The organism is Marivirga aurantiaca, from assembly GCF_016679925.1.
GTDB classification, from domain to species: domain Bacteria; phylum Bacteroidota; class Bacteroidia; order Cytophagales; family Cyclobacteriaceae; genus Marivirga; species Marivirga aurantiaca.
In genome coordinates this window covers 78,386-104,594 of the sequence record NZ_JAEQBW010000009.1, presented here as the reverse complement: position 1 = coordinate 104,594, position 26,209 = coordinate 78,386, and the positions used below count along the sequence as shown (strand labels likewise).

General features: G+C 36.7%; 16 protein-coding genes and 1 riboswitch. Of the genes, 11 read left to right on the top strand and 5 right to left on the bottom strand.

What is annotated here, in order from left to right:
• Positions 1 to 401: 401 nt before the first annotated feature.
• From JKA74_RS16445 to JKA74_RS16430, 4 genes are read right to left on the bottom strand one after another with little or no spacing between them, the layout of a single operon-like run.
• Positions 402 to 1,307 (bottom strand): rhomboid family intramembrane serine protease, encoded by a 906-nt coding sequence (locus JKA74_RS16445; protein WP_201432322.1) that lies wholly within the window; start codon positions 1,305 to 1,307, stop codon positions 402 to 404.
• Positions 1,308 to 1,312: 5 nt separating this feature from the next.
• Positions 1,313 to 2,104, bottom strand: coding sequence for a rhomboid family intramembrane serine protease (locus JKA74_RS16440; protein WP_201432320.1), 792 nt, complete (start codon positions 2,102 to 2,104; stop codon positions 1,313 to 1,315).
• Positions 2,105 to 2,109: 5 nt separating this feature from the next.
• Positions 2,110 to 3,981 (bottom strand): DNA mismatch repair endonuclease MutL, encoded by a 1,872-nt coding sequence (mutL, locus tag JKA74_RS16435; RefSeq protein ID WP_201432319.1) that lies wholly within the window; start codon positions 3,979 to 3,981, stop codon positions 2,110 to 2,112.
• A 9-nt stretch (positions 3,982 to 3,990) separates the two neighbouring features.
• Positions 3,991 to 4,323: a hypothetical protein gene (locus JKA74_RS16430; protein WP_201432318.1), complete on the bottom strand. Its 333-nt coding sequence runs from the start codon at positions 4,321 to 4,323 to the stop codon at positions 3,991 to 3,993.
• Between the two features lie 334 nt (positions 4,324 to 4,657).
• Between JKA74_RS16430 and JKA74_RS16425 the strand changes: the two genes are divergently transcribed.
• The 11 genes from JKA74_RS16425 to JKA74_RS16375 all read left to right on the top strand — a co-directional run bounded on the left by JKA74_RS16425 (position 4,658) and on the right by JKA74_RS16375 (position 18,247).
• Entirely contained in the window at positions 4,658 to 7,624 is a 2,967-nt protein-coding gene (locus JKA74_RS16425; RefSeq protein WP_201432317.1) for a glycoside hydrolase family 3 N-terminal domain-containing protein, read from the top strand.
• A gap of 208 nt (positions 7,625 to 7,832) precedes the next feature.
• Positions 7,833 to 9,005 (top strand): N-acetyl-alpha-D-glucosaminyl L-malate synthase BshA, encoded by a 1,173-nt coding sequence (gene bshA / locus JKA74_RS16420; RefSeq protein ID WP_201432316.1) that lies wholly within the window; start codon positions 7,833 to 7,835, stop codon positions 9,003 to 9,005.
• An 81-nt stretch (positions 9,006 to 9,086) separates the two neighbouring features.
• Positions 9,087 to 9,716 (top strand): sterol desaturase family protein, encoded by a 630-nt coding sequence (locus JKA74_RS16415; protein ID WP_201432315.1) that lies wholly within the window; start codon positions 9,087 to 9,089, stop codon positions 9,714 to 9,716.
• A gap of 20 nt (positions 9,717 to 9,736) precedes the next feature.
• Positions 9,737 to 10,543, top strand: a complete 807-nt coding sequence (locus JKA74_RS16410; protein WP_201432314.1) for a Rossmann-fold NAD(P)-binding domain-containing protein — start codon at positions 9,737 to 9,739, stop codon at positions 10,541 to 10,543.
• A gap of 59 nt (positions 10,544 to 10,602) precedes the next feature.
• Entirely contained in the window at positions 10,603 to 11,352 is a 750-nt protein-coding gene (locus tag JKA74_RS16405) for an NRDE family protein (protein ID WP_201432313.1), read from the top strand.
• Between the two features lie 146 nt (positions 11,353 to 11,498).
• Positions 11,499 to 12,596 carry a vWA domain-containing protein gene (locus JKA74_RS16400; protein WP_201432312.1) on the top strand — a complete coding sequence of 366 codons (1,098 nt, stop codon included), beginning with the start codon at positions 11,499 to 11,501 and terminating at the stop codon, positions 12,594 to 12,596.
• Between the two features lie 131 nt (positions 12,597 to 12,727).
• Positions 12,728 to 14,251, top strand: coding sequence for a sigma 54-interacting transcriptional regulator (locus JKA74_RS16395; RefSeq protein WP_201432311.1), 1,524 nt, complete (start codon positions 12,728 to 12,730; stop codon positions 14,249 to 14,251).
• A 41-nt stretch (positions 14,252 to 14,292) separates the two neighbouring features.
• A complete protein-coding gene (locus JKA74_RS16390; protein ID WP_201432310.1) occupies positions 14,293 to 16,047 on the top strand; it encodes an ATP-binding protein in 1,755 nt (584 codons plus the stop codon).
• 67 nt (positions 16,048 to 16,114) lie between these two features.
• Entirely contained in the window at positions 16,115 to 16,861 is a 747-nt protein-coding gene (locus JKA74_RS16385; RefSeq protein ID WP_201432309.1) for a TerC family protein, read from the top strand.
• Between the two features lie 172 nt (positions 16,862 to 17,033).
• Positions 17,034 to 17,129: riboswitch (TPP riboswitch) on the top strand.
• Positions 17,127 to 17,729: a nicotinamide riboside transporter PnuC gene (gene pnuC / locus JKA74_RS16380; RefSeq protein ID WP_201432308.1), complete on the top strand. Its 603-nt coding sequence runs from the start codon at positions 17,127 to 17,129 to the stop codon at positions 17,727 to 17,729. Its footprint overlaps the riboswitch before it by 3 nt.
• Entirely contained in the window at positions 17,726 to 18,247 is a 522-nt protein-coding gene (locus JKA74_RS16375) for an AAA family ATPase (protein ID WP_201432307.1), read from the top strand. Before pnuC ends, JKA74_RS16375 begins: the two co-directional genes overlap by 4 nt.
• A 35-nt stretch (positions 18,248 to 18,282) precedes the next feature.
• Here the strand turns inward: JKA74_RS16375 and JKA74_RS16370 are convergent, their stop codons facing one another.
• On the bottom strand, positions 18,283 to 26,007 hold the full coding sequence (locus JKA74_RS16370) for a T9SS type A sorting domain-containing protein (protein ID WP_201432306.1): 7,725 nt from the start codon (positions 26,005 to 26,007) through the stop codon (positions 18,283 to 18,285).
• Between the last annotated feature and the right edge of the window lie 202 nt (positions 26,008 to 26,209).

The following is a 26,209-nucleotide window of genomic DNA, read 5'->3' as shown; positions in this document are numbered from 1 at the left end:
CATCAATTGGCTTAATCTTCAATTTACAATTCTTAATTCGGGTACTCTTGATAAATACTTCGAAATCTCTAAACCAAATAAAATCCCGACTTACCGGGACAAGTTTTGCTCGGAGAGGGCGGGTAGGAGGACAAAAAGGCGGGGAGCGCGCGGAATTGCGGAATTGTAGCATAGAAGCATCTTTTTGTCTTGACTTTTTGTTTCTTTTTTGTCAAGAAAAAAGAAAGTAAAATAAAATTTGGAAACGAAATACGAGAAACAAAATAACAAACCCCACTTTTCAACGAAAGACCTATTTTTTGAGGTTTTTATTCCTAAAGAATTTTAATAAAATGCTTTCTAGAAGCCATAAAGAAGAATTTCTATGCAAAGTCAATTATCATGAGAAGCCTAATTCGTAATTACTTCTTGCTGGCATTGAATAGTTTCTGCTTTTCTTCCCTGCTCAAACTTTCATACCCTTTTTCGGAAATTTTATCCAAAATCAAATCAATTTCCTCTTGTTCAACTTTAGATGATTTTGACTGCTTCTGAGTAGAACTGCTTTTGGTTGCGGAGCTCTTATTACTTCTGTGAGTTACCCTAATCTTAGGTTTGGATTTAAAAAGATTGGTAATTCCTTCGAGGAATTTTTGAATCCATAAGCCAAAATCCGTACCTGCCTGTAAGCCTCGTACATACAGAAAACCAATTCCTGCACCACCCAAGTGAGCTATATTTCCACCGGCATTTGCCCCGGCTGAACCAAGAATGGACATTAAAATATAAACTGCCACTATATATTTAATTTTCACCGGACCGATAAAAATCAAATGAAAACGATAATCGGGCAGCAATGTAGCTGCTGCAGTGGCTATTGCAAACACAGCGGCAGAAGCACCCACCATTCCATTAGATCCTCTTTCAGCAAGAAAAGGGATCAGGTTATAAGCCAGTATAAAAATTACCGCACCAGCCAGAGCTCCCAAAATATATAAGTTAACTAATTTAGCACTTCCAAGGTATTGGGAAATAAGCATTCCAAACCAATAAAGTGCCAACATATTAAAGAGAATATGTAAAAAACCTGCATGTGAAAAGGCGTAGGTAATCAATGTCCATGGTCGGTATATAAACCTTTCCATGTCAGGAGGAATGGTGAATTGTGCATCAACAATAGCATATATATTTTGAGAATCGGTAAATGCACTTATCACTCCAAGTATTCCAAGCCCCACAAAAACAACTGCATTGATAATAATGAGCTGATTTAAAGCATTATTGGGTCTTCTAAAATTCTGTCTTAATTCATCAAAAATTCCTGCCATGATACTTAATAAAATTTTCTCCTATTGTCCTGCCATATCTTTAAAAGGATGAAAGCAATTAACATACCGCCCAAATGTGCCCAGTGCGCCACATTATCTCCCGGAGTCCGCTGTATGCCTGCATATAACTCGTATATAGCATAGAAGGTTACAAGGTATTTAGCTTTGATAGGGATAGGTGGAAATAATAAAAAGAGTTCAGTGTTGGGGAATAAAAAGCCGAAAGCAAATAGAATCCCGAATATAGCACCCGAAGCACCAATCATTGGAATATTCCCCTGAAAACGCACTACTTCCTTTACGCGCTGAACACTTGCATTGATATACTCCCTGCTCCCTTGATTCTCCCCATAGGCATCTATAAAATCATACCACTGCCGGTAGGCATAGCTGGCATTATCTCTGATAAAAGCATTGAAAGCTTCATAATTGGGGTTTTCAATGTAATCCTGGGCAGCACTTTCCAATTGCTGCATCTCTACAAAATTAACCACTCCATAAAGCATGCCTGCCCCAACACCAGTGATCATATAAAATATAAAAAAACGTTTTGCTCCCCAAAACCTTTCTAACATAGGGCCGAAAATAAAAAGGGCAAACATATTCCCCAGTAAATGGCCAAAGCCACCATGAAAAAACATGTAGGTGATAAACTGGAATGGTTTAAAGTTTTCTGCAAAAATATAGTGCAAGCCGAAAATGCCGGACAACTCTAAATTAAGCACAGATGGGATTAATAATAATGCGATATTAATCAGTAATAAATATTTGACAACAGGAGTCAGTCTGGCGAACATAAATTTTATCGGTTAAAGAAGCTTGCGATCTTATCAAGATCAAAAATAATAAAAGTTGAATTGCCTGATGGCGTATAATTTGGATTCTCGCAAGCAAATAATTTATCAATCAGCGAATTCATTTCTTCAGCATTAAGTTTTTGCCCTGACCTGATGGCAGAGCGTTTGGCCAATGAGCGTGAAATATTCTCTGATTTTGAAACAGTGAGAACATTTTTATTGTGTTTGAACTGATCAATAAGTCCCTCAAAAATAGCTTTTACAGAAGAATCATTCAGTTCAGTAGGTGCTCCATTAATCACTATTGTTTCTTTTCCAAAGGAGGAGATAACAAACCCTAAAGCTTTCAATTCCTCTTCCATTCCTATGACCAATGCATAATCTGCCGGTGACAATTTAATTTGCTCAGGAAACAAAAACTGCTGCGAACTTCCATTTTGCTGATGCAAATGTTGCGAAAATTTCTCAAACAATATGCGTTCATGGGCGGCTTGTTGATCCACAAGCATCAAACCAGACTTCACCTGAGTAGCAATATATTTATGATGAATCTGAAAAACACTTCTTTTGGCATCCGTCAATTCATTGGAAAATGATTTAGCCGGGATTTGCTGATCATCCGGATCATTGATTGAACTCCCAAAAGTAACCGATTCCTGAGCTGGCGTTCCTCTTTGGAAACCTGCTTCTTCCGTTTGCTCTTTTTCAGTGATTTTCTGACTTAGCTCCTGAAAATTATTCAGGATTTTATTCCATTCATCATTTTCATCACCTGATTTAAATTTCTGATAATTAGAACTTTTGGTAGAGAAACTACCTAATTCTGCCTGCCTGGGTTTCGTAAAGCTGAAGTTGACATCACTTTCAAAATCTAAAGCAGGAGCCACATTATGTGTTCCAATTGCCTGCTTCACCGAAGCACTCATAATACCATAAATGGTACGCTCATCATCAAATTTAATTTCAGTTTTGGTAGGATGCACATTCACATCAATTTTTTGAGGGTCAATTTCTATAAAAAGCACATAAAAAGGGTGGGATTCCCTTGCCAGCAATCCTTCATAAGCATTAATGACCGCATGATGTAGGTAACCGCTTCTGATAAAGCGGTTATTCACGAAGAAAAATTGCTCTCCACGCGTTTTCTTGGCAAATTCCGGTTTCCCTATATAGCCGTATATTTTTAATTGATCGGTACTTTCATCGCATGGCACCAATTGCTCCTGATAATTTTTACCAAACAGCCCCACTATTCTATGGCTCAACTTTCCGGGTGTCAACTGATAAACATCCAAATCGTTTTGGTGAAAACTAAAAGCTATTGCAGGATAGGATAAAGCAATTCTTTGAAACTCTTCAATGATGTGCCTTAGTTCTACAGGGTTGGATTTCAGGAAATTCCTTCTGGCCGGAACATTGTAAAAGAGGTTTTTAACGGAAATACTTGATCCGTTGGTTGAAGCTACATGTGTTTGATTTTTCACTTCAGAGGCCTCAATCTGGATCAATGTGCCCAATTCAGCCGCTTCCGTTTTGGTTTTCAGTTCCACCTGCGAAACTGCCGCTATAGAAGCCATGGCCTCTCCACGAAATCCCATGGTTTTAAGGGTGAAAAGATCTTCTGATTTTCTTATTTTGGAAGTAGCATGCCGTTCAAAGCACATGCGTGCATCTGTTTCGTTCATTCCCGACCCGTCATCCACTACCTGAATGAGCTGCTTGCCGGCATCTTTCACAACTAATTTAATATTTTTGGCACCTGCATCAATAGCATTTTCCATTAATTCCTTCACAACAGAAGCAGGTCGCTGCACTACCTCTCCCGCTGCAATTTGGTTGGCTATTGCATCAGGTAATAATTGAATAATATTAGGCATGAAAAATATTTAGCGTTTTTTTCTTCTTAAAAAAATATACAATGGTATCAATAACAGTAAAGCGAAATAGACGTTGGCACCGTAAAATATATAACCTCCTAAAGCCACTGAAATAATTCCTACCATCAGAATCTGAAATAAATCAGCGGACTTGTTCGCCTTCCGGCCGGCAGAATATGCCTCTCTTATGCTTTCCGTGCGATTTCCGGAAGCTTCATACTTCATTTCTTGTCTGATTCTGCTTGTCCTCTTGTCTATGTCCTCTTTCACAGGATCATAGTATCTTGGCTTTATTTCAAATCTTTGATGTCTTGGCAGTCTGAATATAGATGGAATTTTCATGTGTATAAGTTTATTGTTAATGGTCACAACTTGTACCGCCTTAGCGATATGAAATAGCTCAGCAACCTGCAAACTCAATAACCGCCATTTTTACACCTAATATTCATGCTCGGTTGGTTTGCTTCGGTTTATGGCTATTTCATGATTCTTTATTTTAATCTTTAAGCTTACATAACAAACGAATTATTTGTTCTTTTCGTTAGCTTGCTACTTGTGTACAAGTTAAAACAGAAAATAATCAAATTTTATTATTTCCAGAAGTAACGAATAGCTTATTTCCCAAAAAACAAACTTAATGTTAATTTCGCTTTTATCATAAATTCAAAACTACAGCATGTTCAAAAAAGTTTATCTTTTCCTATTACTACTTTTTAATCTTCCACCTGTTGTCTTCTCACAGGAGCGTCCCACTATTCATGACCCCAATCAAAAAAAATGGGTAGACAATATTTATGAATCTATGACACTAGATGAAAAAATTGGACAATTATTTATGGTGGCCGCTTATTCCAATAAGGGAGAAGAGCATGTAGAGAATTTATCCCTACTCATAGAAAAATACCATATAGGAGGCCTGATATTTTTTCAGGGAGGTCCGGGAAGGGAAATTGAAATGACCAATAAACTACAAGCAAAGTCCAAACTTCCACTTTGGATAGGTATGGATGCGGAATGGGGTTTAGGCATGAGGCTAGACAGCACCATGAATTTCCCGAAGCAGATGACTTTGGGTGCTATTCAAAATGACAGTCTGATTTATCAGATGGGAGCAGAAATAGCCCGCCAAGCCAAGGTAGTAGGTGTGCATGTGAATTTCGCCCCTGTGGTAGATGTAAATAACAACATTAAGAATCCTGTGATAGGCTTTCGCTCTTTTGGAGAGGATAAAGAAAATGTAGCCAAAAAAGGAATCGCCTATATGAATGGCTTGGAGGATCATGGTGTTTTTGCCAATGCCAAGCATTTCCCCGGCCATGGAGACACCGGGTCTGATTCCCACCTTACCCTGCCTGTAATCAATCATTCTAAGGAAAGGATAAACAATCTGGAACTTTATCCTTTTAAACAACTAATTGACAACGGCTTAAGCAGCATAATGGTGGCCCACCTTCATGTGCCTGCTTATGATGACACTCCCAATAAAGCCACCACATTATCATCAGCGGTAGTTACCGATTTACTGAAAAATGAATTAGGTTTTGATGGTTTGATTTTTACCGATGCACTGAATATGAAAGGTGTTAGCGATTTCTACGAACCGGGAGAGACTGATTTATTGGCTTTTCAGGCCGGAAATGATGTACTGTTGTTTCCAATGAATGTACCCAACGCTGTCGGAAAAATCAGAAAAGCCATTCAAAAAAAACAAATAAGTGAAGAAAGATTAGAGGAGAGTGTAAAGAAAATATTGATAGCCAAATATAAATTAGGTTTAGATAAGGGTTTCAAAGAATTGGATTCAAAGGACCTCCATAAGAAGCTTCATGATCCCTCAGCAGAAAGTTTATTAACCAAACTTTATGCGGATGCAGCTACACTGGTTAAAAGTAAAAACAACTTTGTGCCGATCCATTTGCTAGACACTACCAACTTTGCCTCTCTGTCATTAAGAGGCGAAGAGAATAGCCTATTTCAACAATATCTAAGCAAATATGCTCCTTTTAGCCATTACCAACTCAACAAAAAAGAAGATGATCCGGCCGTACTTACCCGGCTAATGAATCAACTGTCGAAATATGAAACAGTGGTTGTAGGGATTCATGATATGGCCAATTATGCTTCTAAAAGGTTTGGGCTTAGGGATGATGACTTGCTTTTCCTGCAAAAACTGGCAGAAGAAACCAATGTAGTATTATCAGTTTTTGGAAATGCCTACAGCTTGAGTTATATATCAAACTTCGACCATATCTTGTTGATGTACGAAGATACGCCTGAAACCCAACAATTGGCTCCCCAGATATTGTTTGGGGCAAAGCCGGCAAAAGGCAAATTACCTGTAAGCATCTCTAAAAAAATTCCTGTGGGCACTGGCATACAAACCACTACCTTGAACCGCTTTGGCTTTAGTAAGCCTGAAGAAGTAGGTATGGATGCCTCTATTTTATCAGGAATTGATATGATTGCACAAGAAGCCATCGATACCAAGGCAACTCCCGGTTGCCAGGTGATTGTGGCCAAAGATGGTCAAATAATCTTTGACAAGAACTATGGTTATTTGGCTTATGACAGAGAGGTTCCGGTAGACAGCGAAACCATATACGACTTAGCATCAATCACCAAAGTGGCGGCCACTCTTCAAAGTATTATGTTTCTTTATGACAGGGGAATATTGGATTTGGACAAAAAAATTTATAATTATCTACCGGAATTAAAGAAGAGCAATAAAAAAAATATGACTTTAAGGGATATACTAACCCATCAGGCAGGGTTGCTTCCTTATATCCCCTTTTGGATGAGAACCAGCGACTTCTTTGGCACAAAATCCCCTCATTACAATACTCAGGCGGGCAGCTTATATCCGCATCAATTGGCTTCAGGCCTTTATGGACACACTATGCTGTCAGATTCTATCTGGCAGTGGGTAATAGAGTCGGAACTACTAAGCAAGCCCAAATGGCAGAAAAACTATGAATATCGCTATTCTGACATGGGCTATTACATCATGCAAAAAATATGCGAGCGGATACTCAACCTGCCTTATGAGGAATTTTTATCTGAAAATCTTTATCAGCCATTAGGATTAAATACGTTGGGTTTTTTGCCACTCTGTAATTTTTCAGCTGAAAGGATAGCTCCTACCGAAAATGACAGGCTTTTCAGGAATGATTTAATAAAAGGATGGGTACATGATCAGGGAGCCGCCATGATGGGCGGGGTGGCTGGCCATGCGGGATTGTTCAGCAATGCGATGGATCTTGCTGTTTTAATGCAAATGAACTTGTGGGATGGTGCTTACGGAGGAAGCAGGTATTTTGCAAAAGGAACCGTTCCCTATTTCACCAAAAAACAATATAGCGACAACAGGCGCGGATTGGGATGGGACAAGCCTGTAGAGGAAAAAGGTCCCTCACCTACCTCCAGATATGCATCCCCTCTGGCTTTTGGACATACCGGGTTTACAGGTACCGCTGCCTGGGCTGATCCGGAATTTGGACTTGTTTACATATTCCTTTCTAACCGTGTATATCCGGATGCTGAAAACAGAAAGCTCATTGACGGCAACATACGCACCAGGATTATGGATACCATATATGAATCTATTTTTAAATACGAAGAGCAACAAATTGAATATGTCAATTGAGTTTTAATGATAATGATGAAGTTACTAATGAGTTGAGTAAGCTGGATATTTCTTTTCCCGAAAAGCCTAAATTCTTTCTTTAAAGATCATTTACTGGTATTTCAAAAATAAAAAAACATCATGTATCATTTAGCCGTTTTACAATTTAATTTATCTAATAGATTTAGATCGACTATCTTTAGGTCCGAGAAAATAAAATATCACTTAAATGAAAATAGGCATAGTATGCTATCCAACATTTGGAGGAAGCGGGGTTGTAGCCACTGAATTAGGCAAGGCCCTGGCCAAAAATGGCCACAAAATACATTTCATCACTTATTCCCAACCTACACGATTAGATTTTTTTAATGAAAATTTGTTTTACCATGAAGTCGACTTAAGGTCTTATCCGCTTTTTGAATATCCCCCCTATGAATTGGCGTTAGCCAGTAAAATGGTTGATGTGGTGAAACACGAATCACTTGATCTCTTGCATGTGCATTATGCCATACCCCATGCTTCTGCAGCATTTATGGCCAAACAAATACTCAAAGAGACCAATATCAATATTCCTGTAATTACCACTTTGCATGGTACTGATATAACTTTGGTGGGAAAAGATCCCTCATACGAACCTGTTGTCACATTCAGCATCAACAAATCAGATGGTGTAACTGCAGTTTCCGAGGATCTAAAAAAAGACACTTTAGAACATTTCGATATATACCAGCATATTGAAGTCATTCCTAATTTCATTGACCTTGACAGGTTCAAAAAACAAAAGAAAGATCATTTTAAAACGGCCATTTGCCCTAATGGAGAAAAGCTCCTTACGCATACTTCCAACTTCAGGAAAGTGAAAAGAGTGGAAGATGTGATTTATGTTTTCGATAATGTGAGAAAACAGATTCCTGCCAAATTATTATTGGTTGGCGATGGGCCTGAAAGAATTAAAATGGAAAAACTTTGCAGGGAATTGGGGGCTTGTGATGATATCCGGTTTCTTGGAAAGCTGGAAGCCGTTGAGGAGGTTTTATCAGTAAGTGATTTATTCCTTATGCCTTCCGAAAAAGAAAGTTTCGGACTGGCAGCCCTTGAAGCAATGGCATGTGAAGTTCCTGTAATTTCCACCAATGTAGGTGGATTGCCGGAACTGAACATCAATGGTAAAACAGGCTTTACATGTAATGTAGGTGATATTGCAGAAATGACCGAGAAAGCCTTGTTCATTCTGAAGGACGAGAATATTAAGTCATTTAAGGATGCTGCATTGGCTCGTGCAAAGCAATTCGATATCACTAACATATTGCCCTTATACGAAAGGTTTTATGAGAAAATAATTAATAACGAACCACATGAATTTCAACCAGATACCAAAAGTACTGATATCAATCATGATTAATTTTATCAGCATATCCAACAATTAGTTTTGTTTCATCGTTCATTAAAACTAATTCAGTGAATTTAGATACTTTTAAATGTAATGGAAACAATACAAGATCAACAAGTAAATTCGACAGGTACCAAGCAATTATTTAAGAATCCTATTCTGGAAAAACTTACCAGAAGCCACTTTTCTATACCCTTGAGTATTTTAACAGCTATCTCCTTGTTTTTGAGCTATTGGGCTGTAGCCGAGATACAGTTTGCTATGAGCACATTTGTACTTTTATTCATTACAGGGTTCTTCAGTTGGACATTAGGTGAATACTTTATCCATCGCTATGTATTCCACATGAAGGATGATAAAAAATGGAAAAGGGCAATTCAATATACATTTCATGGGGTGCATCATGAATATCCAAAAGATAAAGATAGAATAGTGATGCCACCTGCAGGAGCCATTATAATAGGTTCTGTTATTTTTGGAGTGTTGTGGTTAATCATGCAAAAATATGCATTTGCTTTTGTACCCGGCTTTTTAATGGGGTATGTGCTTTATGCCTTTGTACATTATGCTATTCATGCTTACCAGCCACCTAAAAACTTTCTGAGATGGCTCTGGATTTATCACAGTGTTCATCATTACAAACATCCCGATAAATATTTTGGTGTTTCTTCACCTTTCTGGGATTATGTTTTCAATTCTATTCCAAAAAAGAAAAATGATTAATTTAATTATTGACCTAAAATATGAATAAAATCAGCATTTTAGGTTGTGGATGGTTGGGACTTCCTTTGGCAGAAGCATTTGTAAAAGATGGTTTCATTGTGAAAGGAAGTTCAACTTCTAATTCCAAAACCGATCTCTTATCACACAAAAAAATCATCCCTTATCAAATAACACTCCCTTTACAAAATTATGAATCTGATTTTTTCGATACTGATTTTTTGGTGATTAATATCCCACCCCAAACCAGATCAAAAGGACCAGACTTTCATTTAGCATGTATCCAATCCATCATTTCCTTTATTCCAGAGAACCTTAAAATAATATACATTAGTGCTACTTCAGTATATCCTGATAGGGACAAGGAAATTACAGAGGAAGAACCCGTTGATGAAACCTCCGATAGAGCAAAAGCCTTATGGCAGGTTGAGAATCTTTTGAGAAATGAGTTTGGAAAAAGACTGACCATTATCCGAATGGGGGGATTGTTAGGGTATGACCGAGTGCCGGGTAAGTATTTTTCCGGTAAAAAGGTAAATAACGCACAACAAAAAGTAAATTATATTCACAGAGATGATGCTGTAGGAATTATTCAACAGCTAGTTCATAGAAATATATTTGGAGAGCTATTTAATGCAGTGGCTCCCCTTCACCCAAGCAGGAAAGAGGTTTTCCTCCGAAATGCACAAGAACTGGGCTTTGAGCCTCCTATTTTTGAAAACGAACCATCAAGCCTCCTCCAACGGTTTATCAATGGAGAAAAAATAGAACACTATCTAGAATATTCATTCATTTATCCAGACCCGCTCCATTTTTATTATACTATTTAGAGAAACAGTTTTTAAAACGCCCATTATTTCGTAGTATTCTATCTCTTTCTAAACAGGATATGTGCACACTAACTTATTTACCTCTTAAAAATGAGCAGTTCATTATTACCACGAACAGGGATGAGAGTCCTGTGAGGGGGCATGTAACATTTCCTGCATACCATCATTTGGAGAGTAAAAACATTATTTTCCCAAAGGACCCTTTAGCCGGTGGTTCGTGGATTGCTACTACTGATAATGGTATAAGTGCTTGTCTGCTAAATGGTGCTAATAAGCCCCATGAATATAAGCCTCCTTATAGAATGAGCAGAGGCTTGGTACTATTGGAAGCCATTGAATGTATAAAACCTGACGAATTTTTCAAAAACTTTGATTTCACGGATATTGAACCTTTCACCATGGTGGTATTTTTTCATGATCCTGAATTGAAAATATTAGAGTTCAAATGGGATGGAGTAGAAAAGTATCTGAAAAAATTTGATTCCTCTCAACCTCATATATGGGCTTCTGCACAGCTTTACACTAAGGAAGCTATTGCCGACAGGAAAAAGTGGTTCAAGATGTGGCTGGCAGAAAACAAAGATTATACCATTGAAAGCATCAGAGAATTCCACAAGTATGGTGGATCAGGTGATCGTGGCAATGATTTGGTTATGGACAGAGGAGAAGTGAAGACAGTAAGTATCTCCCATATATGTTCCCGATTAGGTACCATAGAAATTGGCCATGAAAACCTTTTAGAGCATACACTACAGGAATTAATTCTTTCCCAACATGTAAACCAGGAATTCTCACATCAGGTACTTTAATATTCTATTTTCCTCTGCATAAAGAACCGATTAAAGAAATGCTAAAATTATCATAAAAGCAGAACAGGAAAGAGATTTTAAATGTTGCTACTTTTAATTTTATCCATTCAGTAACATTCCACTCTATATTTTAGTTATATATCATTATGATAGGATACCGCTTCACTAAATATTTAGCTCACAAAGATTTATCAGACACCACATTTGATCAGCTATTCAATATATTTAATGAATTGTTATTGATTACAGGAGGCGATGTATCAGAAGCGCTCAGCTGGCTTACCAATATTGATAAACAATATAATATCAGTACCTCTGATTATGGCATTGGTGATTTTATAGAAGACTTGAAGAATAAAGGTTTTATTACAGATAAAACCCCGGATGGTTCTTTTAAAATTACTGCGAAAACAGAACAATCGATTAGGAAAAGTGCGCTGGAAGAAATTTTTGGCAAATTAAAGAAATCAGGAAAAGGAGAGCATAAAACCCATTTCATAGGACTAGGTGAAGAGCCTGGTACAGACAGACGTGATTATGAATTTGGCGATTTATTACACCAAATCTCTATGACCGATTCATTACGAAATGCACAAATCAATCATGGTTTAGGTGATTTTCAGCTTACAGAAGATGATCTGGAAGTGGTGGAAAGCGAATATAAAACCCAAACTTCCACTGTATTGATGATAGATATTTCACATTCCATGATTTTGTATGGTGAAGATAGGATAACACCTGCTAAAAAAGTAGCCATGGCATTGGCTGAACTCATTACTAAAAAATACAAAAAAGACACATTGGATATTATTGTCTTCGGCAATGATGCATGGCAAATTGAAATTAAAGATTTGCCCTATTTACAAGTTGGGCCATACCACACCAATACAATAGCAGGTTTGGAATTGGCTATGGATTTATTGCGGAGAAGAAAAAATAAGAATAAACAGATTTTCATGATTACAGATGGGAAGCCCACCTGTATGAAACAAGGAATTAAATATTACAAAAACAGTTTTGGACTAGATCCTAAAATATTGAATAAAACCCTCAACCTTAGTGCACAATGCAGGAGGTTAAATATACCGATTACAACTTTTATGATTGCATCAGATCCTTATTTACAAGAATTCGTGCAAGAATTCACTACAGTAAATAATGGAAATGCTTATTATAGTAGCCTGCAAGGACTAGGAGATTTAGTATTTGAAGATTATAAGAGAAACAGAAAAAAAAGATATTAAATAGAGCCTATTAGGCAATTACACGAGAATCATTTATAAAACTTGAAAATACCCCCCCGATAGCTATCGGGGCTATCGAGGAAATGACAAACATTGTTGTAATTTATTTTTAGAATCCATATACGTAAAACATGAGCTACCAAAGCATTAAAAGTTCCGATAGATTACAAATCACCACACTCAAAGAACTAAAGAAATCAGGATATGTACCTGAGCCCGTAAAAGAAGAACTTCGAAGAAATCTAATAGCTAAAATGAGCAAAGGGGAGAATGTATTTGAAGGCATATGGGGCTATGAAGACACTGTGATTCCGGACATTCAACGCGCCATTCTTTCCAGACATAATATCAATTTATTGGGCCTTAGAGGACAGGCAAAAACAAGGATTGCACGAATGATGACCTTATTGTTGGATGAATATATTCCTGTATTGTCCGGCACAGAGCTTAATGATGATCCTTTAAATCCTATTTCCAGGGGAGCAAAAGATATACTTCAAGAGAAAGGAGATGATGCAGACATCCAATGGATGCACAGAGATGAACGGTATACAGAAAAATTAGCTACACCTGATGTCTCTGTAGCGGATTTAATTGGCGATGTGGATCCTATCAAAGCAGCCACCTTGAAATTACCTTATTCCGATGAAAGAGTGATACATTACGGTCTTATTCCCAGATCGCACCGTGGCATTTTTGTTATTAATGAACTACCCGATTTGCAAGCCAGGATTCAGGTGGCATTGTTCAATATTTTACAAGAAGGAGACATCCAAATCAGGGGGTTTAAATTAAGGCTGCCTCTCGACATACAGTTTGTGTTTACTGCCAACCCAGAAGATTACACTAACCGTGGAAGCATAATTACTCCCTTGAAAGACAGGATAGACGCCCAGATTATCACACACTACCCGGGTTCTATTGCAATCGGAAGAAAAATAACTGAGCAGGAATCTGCCATTAAACCAGAGCAATCAGAAATGGTGGAAATGAATGATCTGGTAAAGGATTTAGTAGAGCAAATAGCCATTGAAGCCAGAAAAAGCGAATATATTGATGAAAAAAGTGGAGTTTCCGCCAGATTAACCATTTCAGCCTATGAAAGCTTGATAAGCGCTGCAGAAAGGCGGGCTTTGGTAAATAAGGAAAAGAAAACATTTGTGAGAATGACCGACTTTATAGGTGTAATTCCTGCTATTACCGGTAAAGTAGAGTTGGTTTATGAAGGTGAGCAAGAAGGCCCGGGAATTGTGGCCCAAACACTCATAGGAAAAGCTATTAGAACTAAATTTGTGGAGTTTTTCCCGAACCCGGAAGAATTACGGAAAAGCAGAGAGTTGAAAAACCCATATAAACCTATTAGCAAATGGTTTAATGATGGTAACCATATAGATATTTTCAATGATGAGCCGGTAAAGGAATATTATAAGAAATTAAACAGTATTTCCGGGTTGGAAGATTTGGTCAAAAGCAAACACAAGAATATTTCAGACAGAGACCTGTATTTTTTAATGGAATTTGCATTGCACGGTTTGGCTGAATACAGCCTGTTGAGTAAACATAGATTAGCCACCGGACATAGCTTTAAGGACTTGTTGAGCAGTATGTTAAATATGGAAGAATCATCCGGAGATGATGATGAATATAATATTTGATAGTATATTTGTATTTTACACCTTAGAGTAAAAGCTTATTTTTGGAAACTCACACCCTTTTAAAAGATGAGATAAAGTCCTTATTGGAGACAGCATTTGATGTCTCTTCAAGAGATATTGTTCAAGCAGTAAGCCTTGCTGAAAGAGCATTGTTCAAAAGTCAAAAAATCAAGGAAAAAAGTGATATTCATGCCAATGGCTTAAACCTTTTATCCTTTTTGCAAAGAAGAAATAAAGAATACAATACCTCTAAAAGTTTGGCTGACAGGGCTTTTATCTTATCTAAAAAAATAAGTTATGACAAGGGAAATGCCGATGCCCAATTAAATATTGCCAAAGCTTTATTGCATCAACAAAAGCAGAGTGAAGCCATCCCCTATTTGCTGGATGCAACATTGCTGTACAAAAAGATTAGTGAATTCAATAAACAAGGCCTTACTTTATGCCTCATCGGAAATATTTACGAGGAGTTTAAAGATTTTAAGAATGCACTCACTACTTACAATGATGCATTGGAAATTAGTAAAAATACTAATGACAAATTTCTGGAAGCAGAGGCTTATCTTTGTCTAGGTGATTTACACCAAAAAATTGAGAGAACAATAAAGGCTTCCGGATATATTGAAAAAAGCATTCAACTCAAGAAAGAATTTGAAAACAAGAAAAGACTTGCCAGGGCCTATTTCATAAGCGGAAAAATTCACTTAAAAAACAATAACTTTCAAAAAGCGGAGAGTGATTTTACTCTCTCATTGGAATTGTATACTTCCGAGGATAACCCGGCTGGAATTGTTCAATCTTATGAGCAATTAGGGAGTATTTATGTGGCCAAGAATGAAGCTGAAAGAGCTATTGACATTTTAACAATAGCTATTGAGAAAGCCGAAGAACATCAACTCATCAAATCACTTTATAAATGCCATCACCTTTTATATGTTGTATATAAAGACTCTGACAAAACGAAATCGCTATATCATCTGGAAAAATATGTAGAGATAAAAGAGTCGTTCGACAAAAAATATATCCAGAATATGATAGATAGCTATCAGGTGCTTACAAAAATTGAAGACAATGAAAAAGATGCTGAAAAGGAGATAGAACTTGCTTCTATCATCGAAAAAAAGAATACGGAAATGGATTCCTTTTTCTATAGAGTATCGCATGATTTGAAAGGGCCTATTGCTTCTCTACTGGGGTTAAGTGATTTGGCCAAACGAGATATTACTGATAAAAAAGCATTGCAATATTTCAGGATGTATGAAAACCAGATCAAACGATTGAACATGATCGTAATGGAACTCATCAACATTACTGAATTAAACTATAGAGAGATAAAAAGAACAGTAATCAATTTCTATGAGATCATTGACAATTGTATAACTGCCTACACTTATCTCCCCAATTTTGACAAGATACATTTTAAAATTGAGGTGCAGAGTAATCTCAGTTTCTCTTCCGAATGGTATATCGTAAATACTATTCTGCAAAATCTTATTGAAAACAGTGTTAAATACATTGATAAAGAGAAAAAGAAATGTACCATACATATTTCTGTAGACTCAAAAAAGAAAGACATTGTAATTAAGGTAATAGACAATGGACAGGGAATTGCACAGGAACACCAGCAGAAAATATTTGATATGTTTTACCGGGCCAACAATTCCGCAGAAGGAACAGGACTAGGTTTATTTATATTGAAAAGAGCTGTTGAACGCTTGAAAGGTGACATAAAACTTGATAGTACCCTGGGAGAAGGAACTACTTTTACCATCATCCTCCCCTCACATTCTCAATGACTATTTAATACGCGAAATTACCCAAAGTAGAAATCCCACTTTAACTATTAAAGCTTAAAATTAACCTATGGAATCCCTTTTAACATTTGATGCATTAATAAGCCTACTATCCCTTACTTTAATGGAAATTGTATTGGGCATTGATAATATCATCTTTATCTCAATATTGTGTAATCGGCTTCCGCTAAACCAACAAGACAAGGCACGTAAATTAGGTTTGTTTTTGGCACTCCTTATGCGTATTGCCCTTTTATTCGCCATCACCTGGTTAGTGGGATTAACAGCTCCTTTATTTACAGTGTTTGATTTTTCACTTACGAGCCGCGATCTCATTTTAATGCTTGGAGGTTTATTCCTGATCTATAAAAGTACCACAGAGATTCATCAAAAATTAGAAGGGGAAGAAGAGCACGAAGGGGAAAAGAAAAAGCTCAGTACTTTTAAAGCTGTGATCGTACAAATCATTTTACTGGATATTGTCTTCTCTTTTGATTCTATACTAACAGCCGTTGGTTTGGTTAATAATATCTGGATTATGGTAATTGCTGTTGTAATTTCTTTAGTGATAATGTTGGTAGCTGCAAAAAGCATCAGTAATTTCATTAACAAACATCCAACAGTAAAAATGTTAGCCCTATCATTCTTATTAATGATTGGTGTGTTGTTATTTATTGAAGGATTCCATGTACATGTGCCAAAAGGTTATATTTACTTCGCTATCTTCTTCTCATTAGTGGTAGAAGTGCTAAATTTAAGGATGAAGAGTAAGAAAACGAAGTCTGTAAATCTTAAACAAAAGTATAAGGAGGAATAAAAGTATCTCCTTAATCCTTCTTCAATGCTATTAATTTACGCTTTTATTTAAACCTCCAGCCATATGCTGGCAGGTAAATCCTTTGACCCTTCTCCTAAGAGAGAAGGATGATTGTCTTAACTCAATGGCATTGACTTCTTCTTGGTGAAATCAAAATATCCCCCTACCTTAGCCAAATAATAAGGGGTGCCTTAAAATAGCGGGCTGAGAATATACCCTGGACCTGATCCTGATAATGCAGGCGTAGGAATAAATGATTTAGCAGATGGATATTTTGAAAGAATTGTACCATGGACTTTTAGCCATGAGCTGGCTGGAAGGCTTTGGTGTTTTTTTTGGTGTACTTTATATATTTTTTGCCGCCAAAGAAAGTATTTGGTGCTGGCCTGCAAGCCTGGTAGGAGTATCAATTTACATTATTATTTGCTATCAGGTACAACTGTATGCGGAAATGGGCTTACAGTTTTACTATTTAGGTACTACTATTTATGGTTGGTGGCACTGGCGTAATCCAGGAAAAAAAGGAGATTTACCTGTTTCAAAAATGAAACCCATACAGCACAGTCTGTTCATTGTTGCCGGATTAATTCTTACTGTCGCTCTGGGTTATATTTTGGTCAACCAAACCAATGCCCAACTCCCTTATTTAGATTCCTTCACTACTATTTTCAGCATATTTACTACTATACTGGTCACTAGAAAAGTGCTGGAAAACTGGTTGTACTGGATAGTGATTGATGCCGTGGGGGCTTACATCTTTTTTCAAAGAGAGCTTTATCTCACCTCCCTTCTATTTACTGCTTATGTTATTATTGCTATTTTTGGTTATGTAAAATGGCGCAGATCCTATCAAAAGCAAAAAGGATGAATAAAATAGCCATCATAGGGCCTGAAAGCACAGGGAAAAGTACGATTTCACAAGGATTGGCCCATCATTTTAATGAACCCTTCGTGCCGGAATATGGCCGTAAATACCTGGAGGAAAACGGGCCTGACTACAGCCGGGCAGATTTGCTAGCCATTAGTAAAGGAATGGTTATCTGGGAAGATAAAATGATGTCCATTGCCAAAAACTTATTATTCTGCGATACAGACTTGATTATGATGAAGGTTTGGTATGAAGTGAAATATGGGGAATGTCATCCCTGGGTACTCCAACAAATTGAAACTAATCCTTATCAATTTTATTTACTGTGTAAGCCTGATTTACCATGGGAGGCAGATCCCTTGAGGGAAAATCCTACTATAAGAGAATTACTTTTTAACAGATACCAGGAAGAATTAGAAGCTTACGGATTTGATTATTCAATCATTTCCGGCAAAGAAAAAAGACTTCAAAATGCTATTGAGGAAGTTGAAATAATTGAAAATAAGAAAAGGGACTGAGTCCCTTTTCTTATTACAGTTTGTGAGGCAATTACCTATTTCTTCAGCACCTTTTCTACTACCCGGAAATCTGGAGTTTCTATTGTGATAAAATATACTCCCGATTCCAATTCATTCATAGGTATTTCCACTTTCCTTCTTTGACTAAAATCAAAATTTTCGGAATGGACTAACTTACCCGTAAGGCTGGAAACTACGATTTTTACCTTAGCAAGATTATCTCCCATGTATTTTATATGAAACTGGTCTCTTACTGGGTTAGGATAAGCTTTAAAGCCAACAGCAGCCAGTCCTTTCTTGTTGGAGGTCAGGGCTATATCCTCAGAGAAGAAACTACACAACTCTGTGTCCACCCTTACTGAATAAGCTCCGGATCTGTCCAAAGCTATTGCCTGCCCTGTTGCACCCGGTATTTCCGTTCCATTGAAATACCATTGGTTTCCTTCTACATAATTAGACATAAGGCCATTCTCTGTCACGGTAATAACAACCGGTTCATAATTTTCCACATAGATCGTTTTACTTCCCGATTCTATACTGTCAGCTGCCTCCTTCAGAGTGATTGTGTAATAACCAGTAACTAAATCTTCAGGTAAGTTCAGGTTGAAATAATTTTCCTCAATATTTAATTCTGAAAGTTCTACATCAATCTGGCTATTGTCATTTGAAAGTATAGCAATATAATCCGATACATCACTTAAGCTCCCAAAAGTTTGATAGTTAAAAGTAACTTCCTGATTAACACAAGTTGTCAATGTATCACTTTCAAATGATACGCGTGCTTTCACATAGATACTATTGGATGTATACTCACAATTAGCAAATGCCCTGATCGCAACATACTCACCCTCCTCTGTTAAATAAAGAATCGAATCGGTTTCATTATCCATTAAAACATTGTTTCTGAGCCAATGGATATTTTCCTCAGTATCAGCTATTAATTGATCCGCTTCCCGAATAATTATTGGAATAGACACTTCCTCAATTGAAACAGCCTGTGGGAACACTTCAAAATCTCCACTATCAGGAACAATTGCCATATAGTAATCACCTAACGGTAAATTATCGGGTATTTCGATTGTCATACCAAAATCAGCCGAATCCAAAATTGATAATTCAACAGCATCTATCATCGATTCATTTGCAGAAATTATCGCTTTAGATGGTTGTCCAGTATAATTAACACCAGTATACTGATAATTGATATTTAGCTCCGATGCCGGGCAAAGTACGTTACTTTCTAAACTGGTGATTTCAAAAGTAGCTTCTATAGTTCTGGCTGAATCATAAAGGAAATCGGAGGTGTTAAACTTCTTTTCATATCGATTCCCATTGAATAGAAAAACTTTATAATAGTAATTTTTACTCTCGGCAAAACCGGAAGAAATAAAATCAACGGTTTTTTGATTCCCCGCATACAACATTTTTACTCCTTCAGCTACTTCAGGGGCATTGCTATAACTATTATTGTAATTAAAAGAATTAAGTTCAATCGAATCGTTTGGAGCAAAATCAAAGTCAGGCGTTTCAGAGACAAAAACCACTGATCCATCAGCCTCAAAACCTGTATAGGAAATCCTCATACTCTTGCTGGTAAACTCACTGAGATCCATTTCTTCCAAGCCACCTTCAGGAACTTTGATTAAGGTTTTAGCTGAAATAAAAGCAGCAGTATCTGTTTTATAGTTGGGATCAGTTGTTAGATTTGCTTCCTGATGATAAGAGAAGGCCTTAAAAGAATATTCTGTATTATGATCTAAGCCAATAACAGTGGAACTATTACCATTCCCATTATAAACTACATAATCATGTGTATTCAATCGATCTCCGGCTTTAAATATTGAGTCGGCACGATAGGTAAAGTAGTCCTCTGGTATAGTATTTATATTAGCGGACTCACTTGCAATAATGAGTACCTTCTCTTCCGCTAAAGCATTCCAGGATAATTCAAGGGAGCTATCTGTTGCTTGCAGCACCTGAAATTCCTCTACGATACTTAAAGGTTCCTCACTTAATTGACCATTAACACTTTGGATATAAAATTTTGGTCCTAATGGATTCGCAGATGACCCTCCATTTTTATATAAGCTAACTTTAAACCCTTTCCCTACTGAAGGGCTTATATAAGTACTGTCCAGAAATTCAGGATCAGCAAAAACGCTAATTGCGAAATTCACTAATTCCTCATTACTATCCTCAGGATATAATGACAATCTCATGATGTTATTTTCAGAATAAGCTACTCTAAAAGCGACTTGTTTATTATTAGCATCAGCCAATATGGTAGCTTTTTGAAGTTCTAATCCCTCATGTTGATATCCTATGCCTTCTGAAGAATAGAGAGTTTGCCCTTGTGCTATAATTTGATGATCAAATGAATCCTGTACATAAGAATCGTGTATATCAGCAGTTTTGAATTCAAAGACACTACTACGGCTACTGTAGCTAATCATTGTATCATATTTATTGTAAGCATATAGAGCCATTTTATAAGTTGTGGATGGTTGTAATCCTGACAATTTAACTTGGTTCAAGTCATTTAAATCGAATACGCGGGCTCTGCCCAGAAGAGTAGCTGATTCAAAATCATTCACTAAAGGATAAACCGAATTATTGACAGGTGTCTCAGTTCCTGCTTCATCCTTCCAAATTAACAGCAAAGGTTTACCTACTGATAGTTGAGGCCATTTCACATGAATATTTGTTGAGTCACCATAGGATAAATACGGTTTCTGCGGACTTGAAGGCGTTGAAGGTTGTTTAATTCCATCAAGATACCATCCATCAGTATTATCATACAAGACAGCATTTTTAGCAATTATTTTACCCTCACCTATTGCATGGCTATTAAATACCTCCACATTTTCTATGATCAATGAATCTTTTTCTGTTGAAATGTAACCCTGCTCATGCTTACTTCCTGAATAGATAAAAAATTCACTCCCTTCATTAGCGATTGCATTGACCGTTAGGTGAGCAGATGGAACGATTTGCAAATCATTACTTCCTATAAAAAGGCTATCAATGGTTGGAGAACCTGAAATGATAAATGTTGAATAATTATATCTAGGATATAGCTTAAGAAACCTTTGATCAGACCTCAAATAGTTTGTCCTTACCGCTTTTGGAGGATTAATCATTTCCGTATTCCTATCACTCCAATCTATGACTTCCATTAGCTCATAGGGTTTACTAAAAGTAATTTTGCAGTCATTTACAGCAAAATACCAAATCCTCTTTGGTAATGAATCAATTAATATTTCATTAGCAGGGCTAGTCTGACTTAAATTAATACTCAAATAACTATTACTTCCTAAATTATTCGATAAACTTATTCTACTCTGTCTTTCAACCCCATTGAAAATATATTTATCAATTCCACTCCTGATGGAATCCGACAAGATAAAATCACCTGACACAATAAACCTATTATCTCTTTTGTAATTCTCCAGGCTATCATAATTGTTTAATAAAATCGACTTATTTAATCCTTCAGTAGATAGGGCATATAAAGAGACATTATCTAAGATATTTATAAATCCTTGATCGGTATCCGAAAATGAATTTTCATCTATATATACTTTGCTTCCGGAGGTAGGAATAGTATCATGCAGAACTCCTCCTCCGCTTGTTTTGGCCCAATGAGATGGATCTGCCCAATCACCATCACCACCTACCCAGTAAAAATCTTTAGTAGAGGTGGTTGTAAGTGTCAATTTCGGAACATTCTCTCTATTAATACTATAAATTTGACTGCTAAAGTCATTAGCGGTATATATTGAAACATAGTAGGTTGTACTTGCTCTTAAATCTGAGATCAATATATCATTAGAATACCTATCATTAGCGTGAACTACATAGCCATTAGACTGCTTAAAGTTTTGAATTGTATAGTTATTGTAAATACCATCTTCTAATTCCAGAACAGCATTAGGGTCTTCACTTAAAAACACTATACTAGAAGAATTAACGCTTCTTGTCCAGCTTAACTTAGCAGTTGAAGCAGTTATATTATAAAGTTCTGCATCAGTAACATTTGCTGTGGGCGTTTCAGGCAACAAAGAAAATTGTGAGACGTCTGAAGCAAGATAATTCGCAGTCAATCCACTACCATTATATTCTAATACACGATATTGATAGTAATAGTCATTAGAAAGACCTGTTACATCTACAAAGTTTCCTGTTCCATTATATAGCACTTTGATTTCATCAAAATCCGAATCTATATAAGTTTTTCCATTTGCAAAATTAGAGTTCGCTTCGAAATCTTTACCATCATAATCCTTCTTTTCGAAATCAAGTCCTGTATAACTTTGTGCGATCACTATTCTATTTTCACCATCTCCATTCTCCCAACTTAACCTAACAGTCTCTGAATCTGTAATTTCATATTTAAGATCAGTTGAGGCCAGTGAAGGTCTGCTGGTCTCAGTTATAAAACTATAACTTACAGGCTCTCCGTAAGTGATTTTATTCCCACTACCATTAAACTCATAAAAATCTAGCGTGTACTTTGTTCCGGAAATTAACTGAGTAAGATTTACTGACTCTCCATTCCCACTATAAATGGCATAATTTCCTGCTGATATTTCCTCACTCAAATCATTGGCTGCCAGATGGGTTAAACCATTTACTATTTGAGCTTTTTCATATCCCTCTCTATTCAAAATAACCATAACATTATCTCCACCTCCTCTTTCCCATCCAATATTAGCTGTTGTTTTAGTTATATCATTTACAGTTATATTCTTAACTTTTTCAGTGGGAGTACTTAATCCGTCATCATAAACGTACAATAAACTTCTAAAACCTAGAGGATCTCCATTATAACCGAATCCACCACCAGTATATTCATAATGGATTGTTAAAGCACCTTCAGAATTTGTTGCTGTTATAGGTAAATAATTATGATCATCAGATGAACTGAAACCACTAAAATCTGCTAAAACAGGAGCCGAAGTATTTAATCCGTCATAAATGACAAAAGGAAATTGTTCAGCAGACCCCAGGTTTATAAGTGTAGCTAAAAAGGATAATTTTTCACCAGGGTTTGCCGGGAAATAGGTTTCCACAAAAGACTCCTGGGTTATTCTGCCAAAGCCAGTCGGATTGTATAATACTTTTACAGCATCAACAGATGTGTTGGCTTCTCCTAAGAATATTGCATTACTTTCTTTGGTTGTATATGTATTATATCCTACATTATTAAACCCGTACCTGGTACCGGCTCCATTTTCTCTTAAATAGACTACATATAGATGATATTGTGTTTCAGGCGAAAGACCATTAAGCTCAAAGTATGTATAAGAACTATTATGAACTGCAAATACTCCGGTGAGCACTTCATCTCCAGAACCAAATTCATTATTTGCATTCACTCTGAAATCATCCACTAATGTACTTTCGAGATCTGCTATGTTCACAGGATCTTCACTTGCCAAAACTAGTATTTTTCTATCAGAAGGATAATCCCCACTACTTAGAGAATAATTTATTCTAATATCTAATTTATCATTTTTAATGAAGTAAGGCTCTCTAAATACTACATTATAAGAATCTGTAATCTCTTCGGGTGCAACTTCGTTGTTATTTATATTAAATTGATAACCAGATGTCTTGAAAGCTTTTAATCCACCACTTTCGTTATATTCCCATATCTTAATGGTATAATCAGTCGCTGATGTCAAATTCGTGAGAGTTAGGTTATTGATGTCAGAAAAAGCAACAACAAATTCACCATTGCCCAGGTCCTGACCTGAGCCAAAATTAGTATTGGAAGAGTAAGTAGTATTTTCAGTCGGAGTAAACTGTATGGAAGAATTGCCCTGTTTCGCCACAATTAATCTACTATCACCATCACCTTTTGTGAAACCAAAATTGATAGATGTATCAGTAAAAGAATTTATAACACGATTGGATGAACCAATAGTAGGAGCTGCAAAAATCAAAGCCACATCCGCTTGCCATCCATACAAGCTAAATTCTGAGGTAACAAAATCTGCTGAATAAAACTTCACGGTCAATGCTTCTCCAGAAGAAGTTACTTTTAAGGGTAATGTATGGCTATCTCCTGATAGTGAAGTCAATAAAGCAGCCGTAGTGTCAGCTCCATCAAATATCCTTAATTTTTCATAAGAGCGGACTTCCATTTCATTGAAAGTAAGCTCCACAGATTTACCGCTTTCACCGGAATTTAAAGTAAGTACATTTTCCCGGTTTGGAAAGAAAAAACCTTTTCCACCATCATCATAAAACGAATCACCAGTGTTTACAGTGGCGCTTCCATTCTTCATATAAAGTACTCCGCTTTCCAACGTGGTTTCGCTTCTTGCAAAGCTGGTGGTGGTACTTTGATATTTTATACTTGAGTTATCAGGAGTAGAATTCACTTCCATCCTTGACATATAATATTCTGTACCAGGATTTAAACCAGTAATCTTTACCAGGTTATCATTCCCTTGATAAACTACATAGGTGCCGGTACCCACTAATGAACCATTGCCGAACTCACTATCTGCTGTATAAGAAGTATTATCAGCTACTGTCACATCAGGAAAACTTCCTTCCCTAAGAAAAATAATTCTTTCAGAGCCTCCTCCAGCAGATAATCCGATATAAAGACTATCTCCATAAACCTTTGAATAATAAAATGACCCATTTCCTGTAGGAATGGGTACGCTATTCACTTCCCATCCAATGGAATTGAGATCGACCACTGTGTTTTCTAAATTAAATGTAGCAGTTCCCTGAAAGTCACTGTCCTTAATTTTCGCATAATCACCTGAAATATTTATTCCTTCACCTGCAAAATAAGTTTTCTCCCCAGGTTCACTAGATAATATTTTAGCCTCCTCAGTAGCCAATCCATTGAAATCCAGAGAAGTGAGAATAGTTTGAGTAGTGCCTGCTTCAAGTTCAAGTGCAATATCTTTGGCAACAGAGAAATTATTAAAGGTATTACTTCCAAAAACTTCCACATCATTAGAAAAACTATCTGGTCTTTTAAAATTCACCGTACCATAGGTTAAATCCATTCCCTCGAACAGTTTACTAGGATTTATGATGGAGTTGTTTGATTGAAAAGTTATCCCTGAAGCACCCAAAGTTCTCCATTGCTCCACATTTATAGTAGCATTATCAATATTAAGAATTTTAGGAGAGCTATACTGAAGCCAAAAATACTCACAATTAAAAGTATTGGCTCCTAAAATTAACTCTCCTGCAGTATGATATAAATAAGTAGCTGTCAAATCACTTAAGAAAGTCCAGCTTCCCTGAGCGGCAAACCTGAAGGAGCCTGTTCCTTCTGCATTAACTTTTCCATTCTCAACAAGAATTTCATTTCCTGCATCATCACTGCGAAAATCAACTAATGCATACGGCCATTCTAAAACAACATTGGCTGGCACTTTAAAAGAACCATAAATTTCAAAATCAGTATCAGCCACTTCACTTGTGAAAGTCACATTAAAAGTCACGTTCTCGGAAATAAAATCCCTTACTCTGACGATACTTCGATCGATAGTCAATACCTGACCATCGTTAGTAAAAGAATTGGCATCAAAATACACATTATCAGTTTCACCTGGTAATACAGTGTGTTCAGTGCTGCCTCCTGAGGTTGTAACCCAATGGGATAGCTCACTCCAGTTACCACTACCACCTATCCAGTAATAGTCGGCAGCCTGTACATTTAAGATGGAACCAACAGTAAAAATTAAATAAAAAATGGATTTTGGGAGAGTAAAGATTCGATTCATAGAGTTATTGGATTGGGAATACTTTTATTATCAGACAATTACAACCCACAAAAGTACGAATGCATATTTAATATATCCAATTAAATATACATTACTTGTAGCTTAATTGATTTTCATATGATATCAAAAGCCTGAGAAGAAGGTGGCTTTTCTTACCTTTACCACAAATAAGAAGTGGGGTGTCAGCTGTATTGAAAGGATG